The sequence below is a fragment of the Variovorax paradoxus genome, from assembly GCF_030811855.1.
GTDB classification, from domain to species: domain Bacteria; phylum Pseudomonadota; class Gammaproteobacteria; order Burkholderiales; family Burkholderiaceae_C; genus Variovorax; species Variovorax paradoxus_L.
This window is the reverse complement of the sequence record NZ_JAUSRN010000019.1, coordinates 103168-116019: the sequence shown is the minus strand read 5'-3', so window position 1 is coordinate 116019 and position 12852 is coordinate 103168. Positions and strand designations below refer to the sequence as shown.

12 protein-coding genes and 1 other RNA gene are annotated in these 12852 nt (G+C 66.5%); 5 read left to right on the top strand and 8 right to left on the bottom strand.

The window, feature by feature from the left end:
• Positions 1 to 138: 138 nt before the first annotated feature.
• The 3 genes from J2X92_RS26725 to J2X92_RS26715 are packed head-to-tail and all read right to left on the bottom strand — an operon-like array spanning position 139 to position 3615.
• On the bottom strand, positions 139 to 1041 hold the full coding sequence (locus tag J2X92_RS26725; RefSeq protein ID WP_307580416.1) for an ABC transporter permease: 903 nt from the start codon (positions 1039 to 1041) through the stop codon (positions 139 to 141).
• A gap of 19 nt (positions 1042 to 1060) precedes the next feature.
• A complete protein-coding gene (locus J2X92_RS26720) occupies positions 1061 to 2014 on the bottom strand; it encodes an ABC transporter permease (protein WP_307580415.1) in 954 nt (317 codons plus the stop codon).
• Entirely contained in the window at positions 2014 to 3615 is a 1602-nt protein-coding gene (locus tag J2X92_RS26715; RefSeq protein ID WP_373424883.1) for an ABC transporter substrate-binding protein, read from the bottom strand. The genes J2X92_RS26720 and J2X92_RS26715 overlap by 1 nt, the downstream gene beginning before the upstream one ends.
• Positions 3616 to 3801: 186 nt before the next feature.
• Here J2X92_RS26715 and pyrC point away from each other — a divergent pair, with 186 nt between their 5' ends.
• The 4 genes from pyrC (at position 3802) to htpX (ending at position 7567) form a co-directional block, all read left to right on the top strand.
• On the top strand, positions 3802 to 4833 hold the full coding sequence (pyrC, locus tag J2X92_RS26710) for a dihydroorotase (RefSeq protein WP_307580411.1): 1032 nt from the start codon (positions 3802 to 3804) through the stop codon (positions 4831 to 4833).
• Between the two features lie 160 nt (positions 4834 to 4993).
• Positions 4994 to 5797 carry an NYN domain-containing protein gene (locus J2X92_RS26705; protein ID WP_307580409.1) on the top strand — a complete coding sequence of 268 codons (804 nt, stop codon included), beginning with the start codon at positions 4994 to 4996 and terminating at the stop codon, positions 5795 to 5797.
• Positions 5794 to 6540, top strand: coding sequence for a DUF3025 domain-containing protein (locus J2X92_RS26700; RefSeq protein WP_307580406.1), 747 nt, complete (start codon positions 5794 to 5796; stop codon positions 6538 to 6540). The genes J2X92_RS26705 and J2X92_RS26700 overlap by 4 nt, the downstream gene beginning before the upstream one ends.
• Before the next feature lie 151 nt (positions 6541 to 6691).
• Positions 6692 to 7567, top strand: a complete 876-nt coding sequence (htpX, locus tag J2X92_RS26695; RefSeq protein WP_307580404.1) for a protease HtpX — start codon at positions 6692 to 6694, stop codon at positions 7565 to 7567.
• A gap of 103 nt (positions 7568 to 7670) precedes the next feature.
• On the opposite strand, the gene J2X92_RS26690 is transcribed toward htpX, so the two are convergent.
• The 4 genes from J2X92_RS26690 to cysK form a co-directional block, all read right to left on the bottom strand.
• Entirely contained in the window at positions 7671 to 8474 is an 804-nt protein-coding gene (locus J2X92_RS26690) for a ProQ/FINO family protein (protein ID WP_307580402.1), read from the bottom strand.
• Between the two features lie 51 nt (positions 8475 to 8525).
• On the bottom strand, positions 8526 to 9077 hold the full coding sequence (locus J2X92_RS26685; RefSeq protein ID WP_373424882.1) for a flavin reductase family protein: 552 nt from the start codon (positions 9075 to 9077) through the stop codon (positions 8526 to 8528).
• A 93-nt stretch (positions 9078 to 9170) separates the two neighbouring features.
• Positions 9171 to 10811, bottom strand: coding sequence for an NAD(P)/FAD-dependent oxidoreductase (locus tag J2X92_RS26680; RefSeq protein WP_307580399.1), 1641 nt, complete (start codon positions 10809 to 10811; stop codon positions 9171 to 9173).
• Positions 10812 to 10883: 72 nt separating this feature from the next.
• A complete protein-coding gene (gene cysK / locus J2X92_RS26675) occupies positions 10884 to 11804 on the bottom strand; it encodes a cysteine synthase A (RefSeq protein WP_307580397.1) in 921 nt (306 codons plus the stop codon).
• Positions 11805 to 11908: 104 nt separating this feature from the next.
• On the opposite strand from cysK, the gene rnpB reads away from it, so the two are divergent.
• Positions 11909 to 12256: RNase P RNA component class A (gene rnpB / locus J2X92_RS26670), an RNA gene on the top strand.
• A gap of 40 nt (positions 12257 to 12296) precedes the next feature.
• On the opposite strand, the gene J2X92_RS26665 is transcribed toward rnpB, so the two are convergent.
• Positions 12297 to 12851, bottom strand: coding sequence for a hypothetical protein (locus J2X92_RS26665; RefSeq protein WP_307580395.1), 555 nt, complete (start codon positions 12849 to 12851; stop codon positions 12297 to 12299).
• Position 12852 lies beyond the last annotated feature (1 nt).

The following is a 12852-nucleotide window of genomic DNA, read 5'->3' as shown; positions in this document are numbered from 1 at the left end:
GGGGTGCCTTGCGCAGCGAAATAAAGGAGGAGGCCGCAGGCCGGGGGACATTCGCGGAGAAAGGTACCCCGTCGGCGGGAGCGCGCCCTGAACGAACCAAACGCACACTCCGAGGCACAGAAAGACAAGCGCCCATCACTAACCCTTGTTGTCCATCGCAGAACGCAAGCCGTCCGACAGGATGTTGAAAGAGATCGACGTGATGAAGATCATCACCCCCGGCAGGGCGGCCACCCAGGGCTGCACGTAGATCGCCGTGCGCAGCGTGTTGAGCATCAGGCCCCATTCGGGTTCGGGCGGCTTCACGCCCAACCCCAGGAACGAGAGGCCCGAGGCCAGGATCATCGACACCGCGATCAGGCTGGTGGCGTAGACGAAGATCGGGCCGAGCACATTGCCCAGCACGTGCACCCGCACGATGGTGAACGGGCTCGCACCCGAGGCGCGCGCCGCCTCCACGTAGTCTCGGTTGCGCACCTGCGTGGTGACGCTCTCGGCCACGCGCGCGATCTGCGGAATGAACACGATGGTGAGCGAGATCAGCGAGTTGACCACGCCCGCGCCCAGCGTGCCCGACAGCGCAATGGCCAGCAGCACCGAGGGAAAAGCGTAGAACACGTCGATGGTGCGCATGACCAGCGTGTTGGTGAGGCCGCCCGCATAGCCCGCTACCAGTCCGATGACCGTGCCGAGCACGAAGGCGCAGAGCACCGGCGTGATGCCGATGAAGAGCGACAGCCGCGCACCGACGATCAGCCGCGAGAGCATGTCGCGCCCCAGCTCGTCGCTGCCCAGCGGCAGGCCCGCGGTACCGATGGGCTTGAGCCGCTTGAGCATCGACGACTGATAAGCGTCGGCCGGTGCGATCCAGGGGCCGATCAGCGCAAGCGCGATCAGCAGCAGCACGACGATGGCGGCGCCCACCGCCACGGGGTCGCGCCGGAAGCGCAGCCAGACCGAAGCCCAGTAGCCGCGGGAGCGCTGGGCCGGCAGCGGCTCGACGGCGGCCGCGGCAGGGGAAGAAGCGAGCACGGTGGACATGGCTTTTCCGGTTTCTTCTTCAGGCACGCGCAATGCGCGGATCGAGCAGCGTTTGCAGCACGTCGACCAGCAGGTTGAGCACCACGAAGAACAGCGCCAGCACGAGGATGGTTCCCTGCAGCAGCGGCAGGTCGCGCTGGAAGATGGCCGAGTTCAGCAGAAAGCCGGTGCCGGGCCACGAGAACACGGTCTCGATCAGGATCGAGCCGCCCAGCAGGTAACCCAGCTGCAGGCCCATCACGGCCAGCGCCGTGGGCGCCGCGTTCTTCACCATGTGGCGGAACACGCCGAAATGCGTGAGCCCCTTGGCGCGCAGGCCGACGATGAACTCCTGGTCGAGGATGTCGGCCACCAGCGCGCGCACGGTGCGCGCGATGATGCCCATCGGAATCACCGACATCGTGAGTGCCGGCAGCACCAAAAACTGCAGATGCGCCCAGTCCCACGCCCAGTCGCCCGAACCGCTCGGGCCCGCGCCCGTGGCGGGCAGCCACATGAGCTGCGACGAGAACACGATCACCATCACCATGCCGAGCCAGTAGTGCGGCACGCTCACGCCCAGCACCGACAGCATCGATGCGAAGCGGTCGACCCACGAGCCGCGGAAGTAGCCCGCTACGAAACCGAACAGGCAGCCCAGCACGAAGCCGATGAAGGTGGCCACCAGCGCCAGCCGCAGCGTATTGCCGACGGCGGTGAGCACCTCCGAGGCCACGGCGCGGTTGCTGGCAATGGACACGCCCAGGTCGCCATGCAGCGCGCGCCAGACCCACATCGCGAACTGCTCGGGCAGCGAACGGTTGAAGCCGTACAGCTCGCGCAATTGGGCCTGCAGGTCGGCGGACGCATCGGGCGGCAGGATCGACACCAGCGGGTCGCCGGGCGCGATGTGCACCAGCAGGAAGCACACGAGCGCCACGCCGACCATGATCGGCACGGCGTAGACGATGCGGCGGATCAAATAGGCAAACATCAATCCATCGTCATGGTGGCGATGTCGATGAACCAGCTCTTGGGCTGCACCACGTTCTTGATCTTGGCCGAGAGCGCACGCGGACCGACGTCGTGCGCAATCCAGACGAAGGGCGCGTCGTCCACGATGTGGGTGTGCAGCTTGGCCAGCGCCGCGTCGCGCGCCTTGTCGTCGAAGCTGGTGCGCGCGTCGGCCACGAGCTTGTCGACCTCGGCGTTGCCGTAGTAGCCCCAGTTGTTCGACACCGGCGGAAAGGCCTTGGTGCTCACGAAACGCACCATCGCGAAGAACGGGTCCATCGCCGCGAAGCTCACGTTGGTGGCGTTGGCGCCGTTGGCCGAGGGGTCCTTCGCGCCCTTGCGCCAGTTGGTGAAGAGCGTGTTCCATTCGATCACGTCGAACTGCACGTCGAAGAAGCACTGCTTGAGCGACTCCTGCGCGAACTCGTTCATCGGCAGCGGCTGCATCTGGCCCGAGCCCGAGGCGGAGATCTGCACCTTCACCTTGATCGGCTTGGCGGCGGAATAGCCGGCCTGGGTCATGAGTGCCTGCGCGGCCTTCACGTCGTACCTGATGTCGAAACCCGGCTTGCCGAACCAGGGGTGGCCTGGCGGCACGGTGCCCTTGGGTTCGGCCATCATGCCGCCCAGCAGCTGCTTCATGCCGCCGCGGTCGATGCACAGGTTGGCGGCCTGGCGCACGCGCTTGTCGAGCCATGGCGAACCTTCGGCGAACGAGAGCTGCCAGGGCCACACGTGCGGCTGGGCGTTCGAATAGATCTTGAAGCCGCGCTGGGTGATCTGCGCCATGGCGTCGGGCGCGGGCGCCTCGATCCAGTCGACCTGGCCGCCGAGCAGCGCGGCGGTGCGCGCGTTGGCCTCGGGCATCGGGATCATCACGACCTTGTCGATCTTCGGCACGCGCTTGGCGTCCCAGTAGGTCTTGTTGGCCGCCAGTTCCAGCCGCTCGCGGGCGACGAAGCGCGTGACCTTGAACGGGCCCGAGCCGGCGGGGTCGGCCGCGAAGGCGGTCCACGCGGCCTTGGCCTTGTCGGCGGGCGTTGCACCGGCCGCGGCGTCGAACTTCTTCTGCCATTGCGCGGGCGAGGCCATGAACAGGTTCGTCAAGTTGATCGGCAGGAAGGCATCGGGTTCGCTGGTGGTGAACTCGACCGTCATGTCGTCGATCTTGCGCGCGGTGCGCAGCGTGGGCATGCGCGAGGCGGTCACGCCCACCTGGCTGGGGTCGAACTGCGGCGCGTCCTTGTCGAGCACCTTCTGCACGTTCCACACCACGGCATCGGCGCTGAAAGCCGAGCCGTCATGGAACTTGACGCCCGGGCGCAGCTTGAAGACCCACTTGGTCTTGTCCTTGGCGTCCACCGCCCACGAGGTGGCGAGGCCGGCGACGAGCACGCTCGGCGCATCGGCCTTGGACAGGTCCCATTGCGTGAGCGAGTCGTAGATCGGAATGCCGGTGAAGCGGTTGCCCTCGAAGCCCTGGTCGGGCTGGCCCAGCGTGCGCGGAATGTCGGCGGCCGTCATGGCGATGCGCAGGGTTTTTTCCTGCGCGAGCGCAGCGGGTGCGGCAACGGCCAGCATGGCCAGCAGCACGCTGGCGGCCAGCGGTTTCAGGGACGGGGCAGGGATAGCAGCACGCTTCACATCAACTCCTAAGGAAAGGACGGGCCAGGGCCCGAAGACGAAGGCCAAGGGGCCAAGGGAAGCGGTCAAGCACGACATGTGCCAGCCGCTGTTCCGGGCCCCCGATGCGACAATCGCCTTCTCATGACAGATACCCTCACCATCACCCGCCCGGACGACTGGCACCTGCACGTGCGCGATGGCGCAGCCCTCGAAGCCGTGGTGCCGCACAGCGCGCGCCAGTTCGGCCGCGCGCTGGTCATGCCCAACCTGCGTCCTCCCGTGACCACCGCGTCGCAGGCCATGGCCTACCGCGACCGCATCCTCGCCGCGGTGCCCGAAGGCACGGCCTTCGAGCCCGTGATGTCGCTCTACCTGACCGACAAGCTGCCGCCCGAAGAGATTGCGTTGGCCGCCCAGGCCGGCGTGCGCGCGCTCAAGCTCTACCCGGCCGGCGCCACCACCAACAGCGATGCCGGCGTGACCGACATCCGCCATACCTACAAGACGCTCGAAGCGATGCAGAAGCACGGCCTGCTGTTGCTGGTGCACGGCGAGGTGACCGATCCGGCCGTCGACCTGTTCGACCGCGAGGCCGTTTTCATCGACCGCGTGATGATTCCGCTGCGCCGGGACTTCCCCGAACTCAAGGTGGTGTTCGAGCACCTCACCACGAAAGAGGGCGCTCACTACGTGCGCGATGCCAACCGCTTCACGGCCGCCACCATCACCGCGCACCACCTGCTCTACAACCGCAACGCCATCTTCACCGGCGGCATCCGCCCGCACTACTACTGCCTGCCCGTGCTCAAGCGCGAGACGCACCGCGTGGCGCTGGTCGAGGCGGCCACCAGCGGCAGCGACCGGTTCTTCCTGGGCACCGACAGCGCGCCGCACCCGGCCCACCTGAAAGAGCATGCGCTCGGCTGCGCCGGCTGCTACACCGCGCTCACCGCCATCGAGCTCTATGCCGAAGCCTTCGACAGCGTGGATGCGCTCGACAAGCTCGAGGGCTTTGCCAGCTTCCACGGCCCCGACTTCTACGGCCTGCCGCGCAATACCGGCACCATCACGCTGAGGCGCGAAAGCTGGACCGTGCCCGAGACGGTGCCTTATGGCGACGCCACGCTAAAGCCGCTGCGCGGCGGCGAAACCGTGAACTGGAAACTTCTATGAGTTTTCCGTCACGCGATCAGTCGCCTAACGCGCGACATCTGAAGTTGGCACGATCCAGTCGAGGGACACCACGGTACCGGCTTTGCCGGGCCGTTGGTGTCGCCCCCGGTAAGGGGGAGGGAGAAGCGACACGAAGTGCGCGCAGCCTGGGGGTGGGCCAATGATTCGCGTGATGCTGCTGATCGATGCCGACAACGTCTCGGCCGACGTGATCGAGCAGGCCGTGCAGCGGACCATGGCCGAGCATGGCGCCATCCACGTGCGGCGTGCTTACTGCAATGCCGAAACCGCGCTCAAGCAGCAGACGCTCTTCAAGCGCCTGTCGGTGCGGCCGATGGTCAATCTCTCGGCCGGCAAGAACAGCACCGACATCGCGCTCGCGGTCGATGCCATCGACCTCGTGATTGCCGAGCGTCCCGACGTGGTGGTACTGGTGTCGTCCGATTCCGACTTTGCGCCGCTCGTGATCCGACTGCGCGAAAAGGGCTGCCGCGTGTGTGGCCTCGGCCAGCAGGGCAAGACCGGCGAAGAGACCGTGGCGGTGTACGACGAGTTCACCGACCTGCGGCACCATGGCGCACCGGTTGCGCCGGCCGCTACGCCGGCCAGGAAAGCTGCGACCAAGGTGGCCGCGAAGCGCGCACCTGCCGCCAAGACCGCCAAGAGCACCGCCACGCCAGCGCGTAAGACCGCAGCAGCTAAGACACGGGCTCGTAAAACGGCCAAGACAACGCCCAAGCCGGCGCAGCCGCCTTCCGAGGCGGCCGAGTTCATCCTGCAGGCAGCACCCGCATTGCGCAGCGGCGCCGACGTGCCGCTCAACGATGTGGCCCAGGCCTTGCGCGCGGCCGGGCTGCTCGGCAAGCACGGCAGTTCACTCAAACTGTTCGACAAGCTCCCGGCGGAGTTCGCCGTGCTGCAGCACCCCGACCGCATCCGCTGGACCGGAGCCCCTGCGCCTTGAGCCTGGAGGCGATCGACTGGGCACAGCCCTGGCTCGCGCCTTATCGCGTCATTGGCGAAGCGGCGGCGCACACCGCGCTCTGCACCTCCGTTGCAGCGGCGCTCGAACAGGGCGCCAAGCCGGCTTCCGCGCCCACCTTCGTGCCGCAACTGGACCTGCCCGCGGGCCGTGCCTACGAAGCCCACATCTTCCAGACCGGCACCGTGCCGACGCGTGACAACCTGCACGACTTCTTCAACGGGCTGGTCTGGCTGGCGTTCCCCGAAACCAAGCGCCGCCTCAATGAATTGCAAGCCGCGGAGATCGCCCGCAACGGCGTCACCTCCACGCGCGGCCCCGTGCGCGATGCGCTCACGCTCTTCGATGAGAACGGCGCGCTGCTTGATGCACCCGCTGCGTTGTGGAAGGCGCTGGCCGCGCGCGACTGGCACACGCTCTTCGTGACGCGGCGCGCTCTGTGGTCCGAGGCGCGCCTGATTGTGTTCGGGCACGCGCTGCTCGAGAAACTCACCGCTCCGCGCAAGGCGCACACCGCGCACGTGCTGCTGACGCCACCGTCTTCATCGAATGGCGGAGGACCCGAGGCGTTCGACGATCCGATGCTGGCGCGCAGCCTCGATGCGGAATACCTCGCGCAAAAACCTTTCGTCCCGCTGCCGGTGCTCGGCGTGCCGGGCTGGTGCGTGGACAACTCCGCAGCGGATTTCTACAACGATCCCAAGGTCTTCAGGCCCGGTCCGTAGAACTTTTGCTCCTATCATCGCTCTACCCGCCAGCCGCGGTGCGGCTCATCCAGAATCCAAACAACACAGGAAGAGCGTCATTTTCTGTACGGCTTGAAGAGGGCTATCCGGTCCTCATCTATGCGGCAGCATTCCCCACGGAGAATTCAACTTGAAACGTATCCTTCTGTTCGTTTTGACCAATGTGATGGTCGTTGCAGTGCTTGGCATCGTTGCCAGCTTGCTCGGCGTCAACCGCTTTCTGACGGCCAACGGGCTGAACCTTACGGCGCTGCTCGGCTTTGCGCTGATCATGGGCTTTGGCGGCGCGATCATTTCGCTGCTGATCAGCAAGCCCATGGCCAAGTGGACGACCAAGCTGCACATGATCGACAACCCCCAGACGCCCGACGAGGCCTGGATCGTCGGCACGGTGCGCAAGTTCGCCGACAAGGCCGGCATCGGCATGCCCGAGGTCGGCATCTTCGAGGGCGAGCCCAATGCCTTCGCCACCGGCGCGTTCAAGAACTCGTCGCTGGTGGCGGTGTCCACCGGCCTGCTGCAGGGCATGACGCGCGAAGAGGTCGAGGCCGTCATCGGCCACGAGGTGGCGCACATCGCCAACGGCGACATGGTCACCATGACGCTGATCCAGGGCGTGATGAACACTTTCGTCGTCTTCCTGTCGCGCGTGATCGGCTACGCGGTCGACAGCTTCCTGCGCCGCGGCGACGACCGTTCGTCGGGCCCCGGCATCGGCTACTACGTGAGCACCATCGTGCTGGACATCGTGCTGGGTTTTGCCGCCGCCATCGTGGTGGCCTGGTTCTCGCGCCAGCGCGAGTTCCGCGCCGACGCCGGCTCGGCCGCGCTCATGGGCCAGAAGCAGCCGATGATGAATGCGCTCGCGCGCCTCGGCGGCCTGCCCGCCGGCGAGCTGCCCAAGGCGGTGGAAGCCATGGGCATCACGGGCAGCATCGGCAAGCTCTTTGCCACGCACCCGCCGATCGAAGAGCGCATCGCGGCGCTGCAGAACGCGCGCGGCTGATCGATCCGCGCTAACAGCAAAAAAGCCGCCACGGTTTGGCCGTGGCGGCTTTTTTATTTGTGCGCGTTGCCGCGCTTCAGTACGAACGCGCTAGCAGGCCCTGTCAGGCCGCCGGAGGAACCTGCGGCCGCTCGGCGCGTGCGCGTGCGAGCGTGCGCGCCACCTCGTCGGTGTTCATGCCGTACATATCGGCAAATTCATGCTCGCTGCTGCGGCCGCTGGCCTCGAAGGCGCGCAACAGCGCTTCGCGCTTGGCGGCTTCGCGGGCCAGTTCGGCCAGCGCTTCATCGAGCACGGCATTGGTTTCTTCGTCGCGCGAGCGCACCAGCACGGCATAGGCTTCGCGGTCGAGGCCCGAGGCTTCCACTGCGCGGGCGATGCGCGCCACCAGCTGCGGGCGCAGGTCTTCGCCGGAACGCTGGGCGCGGCGGCGGTGCAGTTCGAGGATGGCGTGGTGCACGTGCTCCGGTGCCACGGCTTCGACCACGTTGCCGTCAAGGTCGTGGCGTGGATGGCCCGCTGCCACCGCTTCGAGGTAGCGCGTTGAGCGTGCGTGTAGGCCGAGCGCAACCTTGAGATCGTCCTTCTTGAAATCGTCGGGGTGCTTTTCGAGCAGGTCCTGGAACACGCCCAGCTTGAGCGGCAGGAAGCGCGCGCCGAACATGTTCGGGTAGAGCTCGAACAGTTTCTCCAGCGCGGGATGCACCTTGCGCGAGCGCGCAGGTTGTTGCGGCTGCTGGGCTGCCTGCTTCGGCTTCTGTTTTTGCTGCTGCTGCCGTGGCTGGCGCGGCGGGCGCGGCGACCGGGGCGGGCGACCGTCGGCGGCCGGCTGCTGCTGGGCGGCGCCCTCGGCTTCCGTCGGCTGGACTTCCTGGATTTCTTCTTGAGGCGTGGCAGTGTCGGTCATCGGTCGGTTCTTGTCAGGTTGGCAGCGGCGGAAAAAATGGAACTCGCTCGCTCAGCGCGGGCGGAACATCTTGAAGAGATTGTCGGGGCTGATCTCGAAGTAGTCGGCGGGGCCGCCTCCGCGCAGGATGGGCTGCGCCGCGGCGGTGTCGTAGATGCCGTCCTTCAGCAGGTGCCGTGCAATGTGCACGCCCACCACTTCGCCGAGGATGAGCCACGTGGGCACCGGCACGCCGTCCATGCCTTCGAGCTGCAGCACCTGCGTGAGCCGGCACTCGAAGGACACCGGGCTCTCGGCCACGCGCGGCACCGCGATGTGGCGCGACGCCGCGGGCGTGAGGCCGACGAGTTCGAACTCGTTCACCTCGGGCGGCACGGCCGCGCACGACTGGTTCATCTGCTCGGCCAGCGGCCGGGTGGCCAGGTTCCAGCCAAACTCGCGCGTCTGGCGGATGTTGTGCAGGCTGTCCTTGGCGCCAATGCTCGCAAAGCCGACGATCGGCGGCGTGTAGTTGAAGGCGTTGAAAAAGCTGTAGGGCGCGAGGTTGAGCGCGCCGTTCTCGTCCTGCGACGAGATCCATCCGATCGGCCGCGGACCGACCATCGCATTGAACGGATCGTGCGGCAGGCCATGGCCTTTGGCGGGCTCGTAGAAGTGGAAGTCGTCGTTGTTATTGCTGGACACCGCACTAGCTCCTTATGTTCCCGCGACGCTGCGCGCCACGGCTTCGGCCACCTTGATGCCGTCCACGCCGGCCGACAGGATGCCGCCCGCGTAGCTCGCACCTTCGCCGGCTGGGTACAGCCCACGCACGTTGAGGCTCTGGAAGTCGTCGCCGCGCGTGATGCGGATCGGCGACGAGGTGCGCGTTTCCACGCCGGTGAGCACCGCATCGTGCAGGTCGAAGCCCTTGATCTTGCGGCCGAAGGCGGGAAAGGCTTCGCGCATCGCCTCGATGGCGTAGGCGGGCAGCGCCTGGTGCAGGTCAGTGGGCGTGACGCCGGGCTTGTATGAAGGCAGCACGCTGCCGAGCGCGGTCGAGGGCTTGCCCGCGATGAAGTCGCCCACCAACTGGCCGGGCGCGCGGTAATCGCCGCCGCCAAGCACAAAGGCGTTCGATTCGAGCTCGCGCTGCAGCGCGATGCCTGCCAGCGCGTCGCCCGCGGTCTCGGCCGTCCAGCCGGGAAAGTCGCGCGGATCGATGCCAACGACGATGCCCGCGTTGGCGTTGCGCTCGTTGCGCGAATACTGGCTCATGCCGTTGGTGACCACGCGGCCCGGCTCGCTGGTGGCAGCCACCACGGTGCCGCCCGGGCACATGCAAAAACTGTAGACCGAGCGGCCGTTGCTGGCGTGGTGCACCAGCTTGTAGTCGGCGGCGCCGAGCAGCGGGTGGCCCGCGTGGCGGCCCCAGCGCGCCCGGTCGATCAGGCCCTGTGGATGCTCGACGCGAAAGCCGATGGAGAAGGGCTTGGCGTCGATGTGCACGCCGCGCGCGTGCAGCATCTCGAAGGTGTCGCGCGAACTGTGCCCGAGCGCCATCACCACGTGGTCGGCGCGCAGTTCGCTCGTCTGGCCGGTGGCCTGGTCGAGCACGGTCAGGCCGCGAAGCTGGCCGTTTTCGATCTGCACGTCGGTCACGCGTTGTTCGAAGCGGATCTCACCGCCCAGCGACACGATCTGCTCGCGGATGTTCTCCACCACCTTCACCAGCTTGAAGGTGCCGATGTGCGGATGCGCCACGTAGAGAATTTCGGGCGGTGCGCCGGCCTTCACGAACTCTTCCATCACCTTGCGGCCGAGGAAGCGCGGGTCCTTGATCTGGCTGTAGAGCTTGCCGTCGGAGAACGTGCCGGCACCGCCTTCGCCGAACTGCACGTTCGACTCGGGGTTGAGCACGCTCTTGCGCCACAGGCCCCAAGTGTCGCGGGTGCGCTGACGAACGGTCTTGCCGCGTTCGAGCACGATGGGCTTGAAGCCCATCTTCGCGAGCATCAGCGCCGCGAAGATGCCACAGGGGCCGAAGCCGATCACCACGGGCCGGGGCGCGCCTTTGGGCGCCTGTGCCGGCGGCGTGTAGCGCATGTCGGGCGCGGGCTGGATGTGCGGATGGCCGGCATGCTTTGCGAGCAGCGCGGCCTCGAGCTTCGCATCGGTGAGCTGCACGTCGACGATGTAGACCTGCAGCAGCTGCGGCTTGCGCGCATCGAAGCTGCGCTTGAACACCTTGAACTCGCGCACGCTGGAAACCGGCGTGTCGAGGGCGGTGGCAATGGCTTGGGGAAGAGCCGCGTCGTCGTGGTCGAGCGGCAGTTTGATTTCTGAAATTCGCAGCATGTCCTGGGGCTTGTGGTTATCAAGCAGACCGACGATTTTACGCGCCTGCGGCGCTATGAAAGAGATAGCTGGTCAGGCTGGGAGGAAGCCTTCTACTGAAAGGTAGCGCTCACCCGTGTCGTAGTTGAAGCCCAGCACCACCGCATCGGGCGGCAGCGTAGGCAGCTTCTGCGCAATGGCCGTGAGCGTGGCGCCGGAAGAAATGCCCACGAGGATGCCTTCTTCCACGGCGCAGCGGCGTGCCATTTCGCGTGCCGGTTCGGCGTCGACCTGCAAGACGCCGTCCAGCAGCGAGGTGTCGAGGTTCTTCGGAATGAAGCCCGCGCCAATGCCCTGGATCGGGTGCGGCGAGGGCGCGCCGCCCGAGATCACCGGCGATGCCACCGGCTCCACCGCGAACACCTGCAGCTTCGGCCACTTCTTCTTGAGCACCTTCGCCACGCCCGTGATGTGGCCGCCGGTGCCCACGCCCGTGATCAGGACGTCGATGCCGTCCGGAAAATCGGCCGCGATCTCCTCGGCCGTGGTGCGCATGTGCACCTCGACATTGGCCGGGTTGTTGAACTGCTGCGGCATCCACGCGCCCGGCGTGCCGGCCACGATTTCTTCGGCGCGGGCAATGGAGGCCTTCATGCCGCCGGCGCGCGGCGTCAGGTCGAAGGTGGCGCCATAGGCCAACATGAGGCGGCGGCGTTCCATCGACATGCTGTCGGGCATCACGAGGATCAGCTTGTAGCCCTTCACGGCCGCCACCATTGCCAAGCCGATGCCCGTGTTGCCGGAGGTGGGCTCGACGATGGTGCCGCCGGCCTTCAGCGCGCCCGATCTCTCAGCGTCTTCGACCATCGACAGCGCGATGCGGTCCTTGATGGAGCCGCCCGGATTGGCGCGCTCGGACTTGATCCACACCTGCTGCTTCGCATTGCCGAACAGGCGGTTGATGCGAATGTGCGGCGTGTTGCCGATGGTCTGGAGGATGTTCTGGGCTTTCACGGGATCTCCTTGGGCTTTGTTGGGGTCAGGGCAAGTCGGTCGAGGTGCCATTGTGGAACGGGCCGCCAGCGGATGCGAGGGGATCAGGCGATAATTGCGCCCGTGAAGCACGCCAGACCGCCGCTGGTGCAAGCCCGAAAGGGGCGACGCCGCAAGGCGCCGCGTCGAAAGACCGCACTGGAGGAACGTCCGGACTGCACAGGACAGCGCAGGAGTTAACGACTCTCCACCGTGAGGTGAGGATCAGAGCAACAGAGACGAGCCGATTCAGTTCGGGTGAAACGGGCAATCTCTGCGCGCAGCAACACCAAGTAGGCCAGTATCGAGGTGGTTCCGCTGAGCTGGCGGGTAGGTGGCATCGAGCCGTTTGGCGACAAGCGGCCCAGAGTAATGGCGGTCACGTTGGGGGCAACCTCAACGCACAGAATCCGGCTTATCGGCGGGCTTCACACTTTTTTCATTCGTTGGCGGCACGCGCAGCCGCCAGCGAAATCAGCGCGTGAACAGCCATCCTCCCTGCGGCTGGCGCATCAGCTCGTGCCGCCTGATGGAGCGCTCTTCGCCGTCGTCGCCCACGTACACCACGTCAAAGCGCAGCAGCTTCGGCGACACCATCTTCCAGTTCTGGATGCGCTTGACGGTCACGCAGGACGTCTTGTCGTGGTACTGCATTTCGGCCATGGGACCGCCCTGGAAACTGCTGCTGTCGAACAGCCGGCCTGGCGCCGCGAAGGGATTGAGCACGGCGCCGTTGCGCGCGGTGATGCAGCTTTCGGTGCGCAAGAAAGACTCGATGGTCGGCGCCGCGCTTCGCACGATCTTTGCCACGCCCGGCGTCGGCGGGTTGGTGGCGATTTCCTCGAGGATGCGCTCCACCTGTTCGTCGGTGATCGGCGCGAGCCCGCTGGGCGAGACCACCGGTGGCGGCGCAGCAGGCGGCGGCTGCATGGATGCGGGCAAGAGCGGTGCCAGATAACTGCAACCCGCAAGCGCCAGGGAGACGGTGCAGGCGAGTGCTGCTGCGGTCCTGGGTCCTCGGAACTTCATG

Excerpts from the sequence above, each read along its gene's own strand:
- J2X92_RS26725 (WP_307580416.1), bottom strand. The coding sequence starts at position 1,041 with ATGTCCACCGTGCTCGCTTCTTCCCCTGCCGCGGCCGCCGTCGAGCCG.
- J2X92_RS26720 (WP_307580415.1), bottom strand. The coding sequence starts at position 2,014 with ATGTTTGCCTATTTGATCCGCCGCATCGTCTACGCCGTGCCGATCATG.
- J2X92_RS26715 (WP_373424883.1), bottom strand. The coding sequence starts at position 3,615 with ATGCTGGCCGTTGCCGCACCCGCTGCGCTCGCGCAGGAAAAAACCCTG.
- pyrC (WP_307580411.1), top strand. The coding sequence starts at position 3,802 with ATGACAGATACCCTCACCATCACCCGCCCGGACGACTGGCACCTGCAC.
- J2X92_RS26705 (WP_307580409.1), top strand. The coding sequence starts at position 4,994 with ATGATTCGCGTGATGCTGCTGATCGATGCCGACAACGTCTCGGCCGAC.
- J2X92_RS26690 (WP_307580402.1), bottom strand. The coding sequence starts at position 8,474 with ATGACCGACACTGCCACGCCTCAAGAAGAAATCCAGGAAGTCCAGCCG.
- J2X92_RS26685 (WP_373424882.1), bottom strand. The coding sequence starts at position 9,077 with ATGGTCGGTCCGCGGCCGATCGGATGGATCTCGTCGCAGGACGAGAAC.
- J2X92_RS26680 (WP_307580399.1), bottom strand. The coding sequence starts at position 10,811 with ATGCTGCGAATTTCAGAAATCAAACTGCCGCTCGACCACGACGACGCG.
- J2X92_RS26665 (WP_307580395.1), bottom strand. The coding sequence starts at position 12,851 with ATGAAGTTCCGAGGACCCAGGACCGCAGCAGCACTCGCCTGCACCGTC.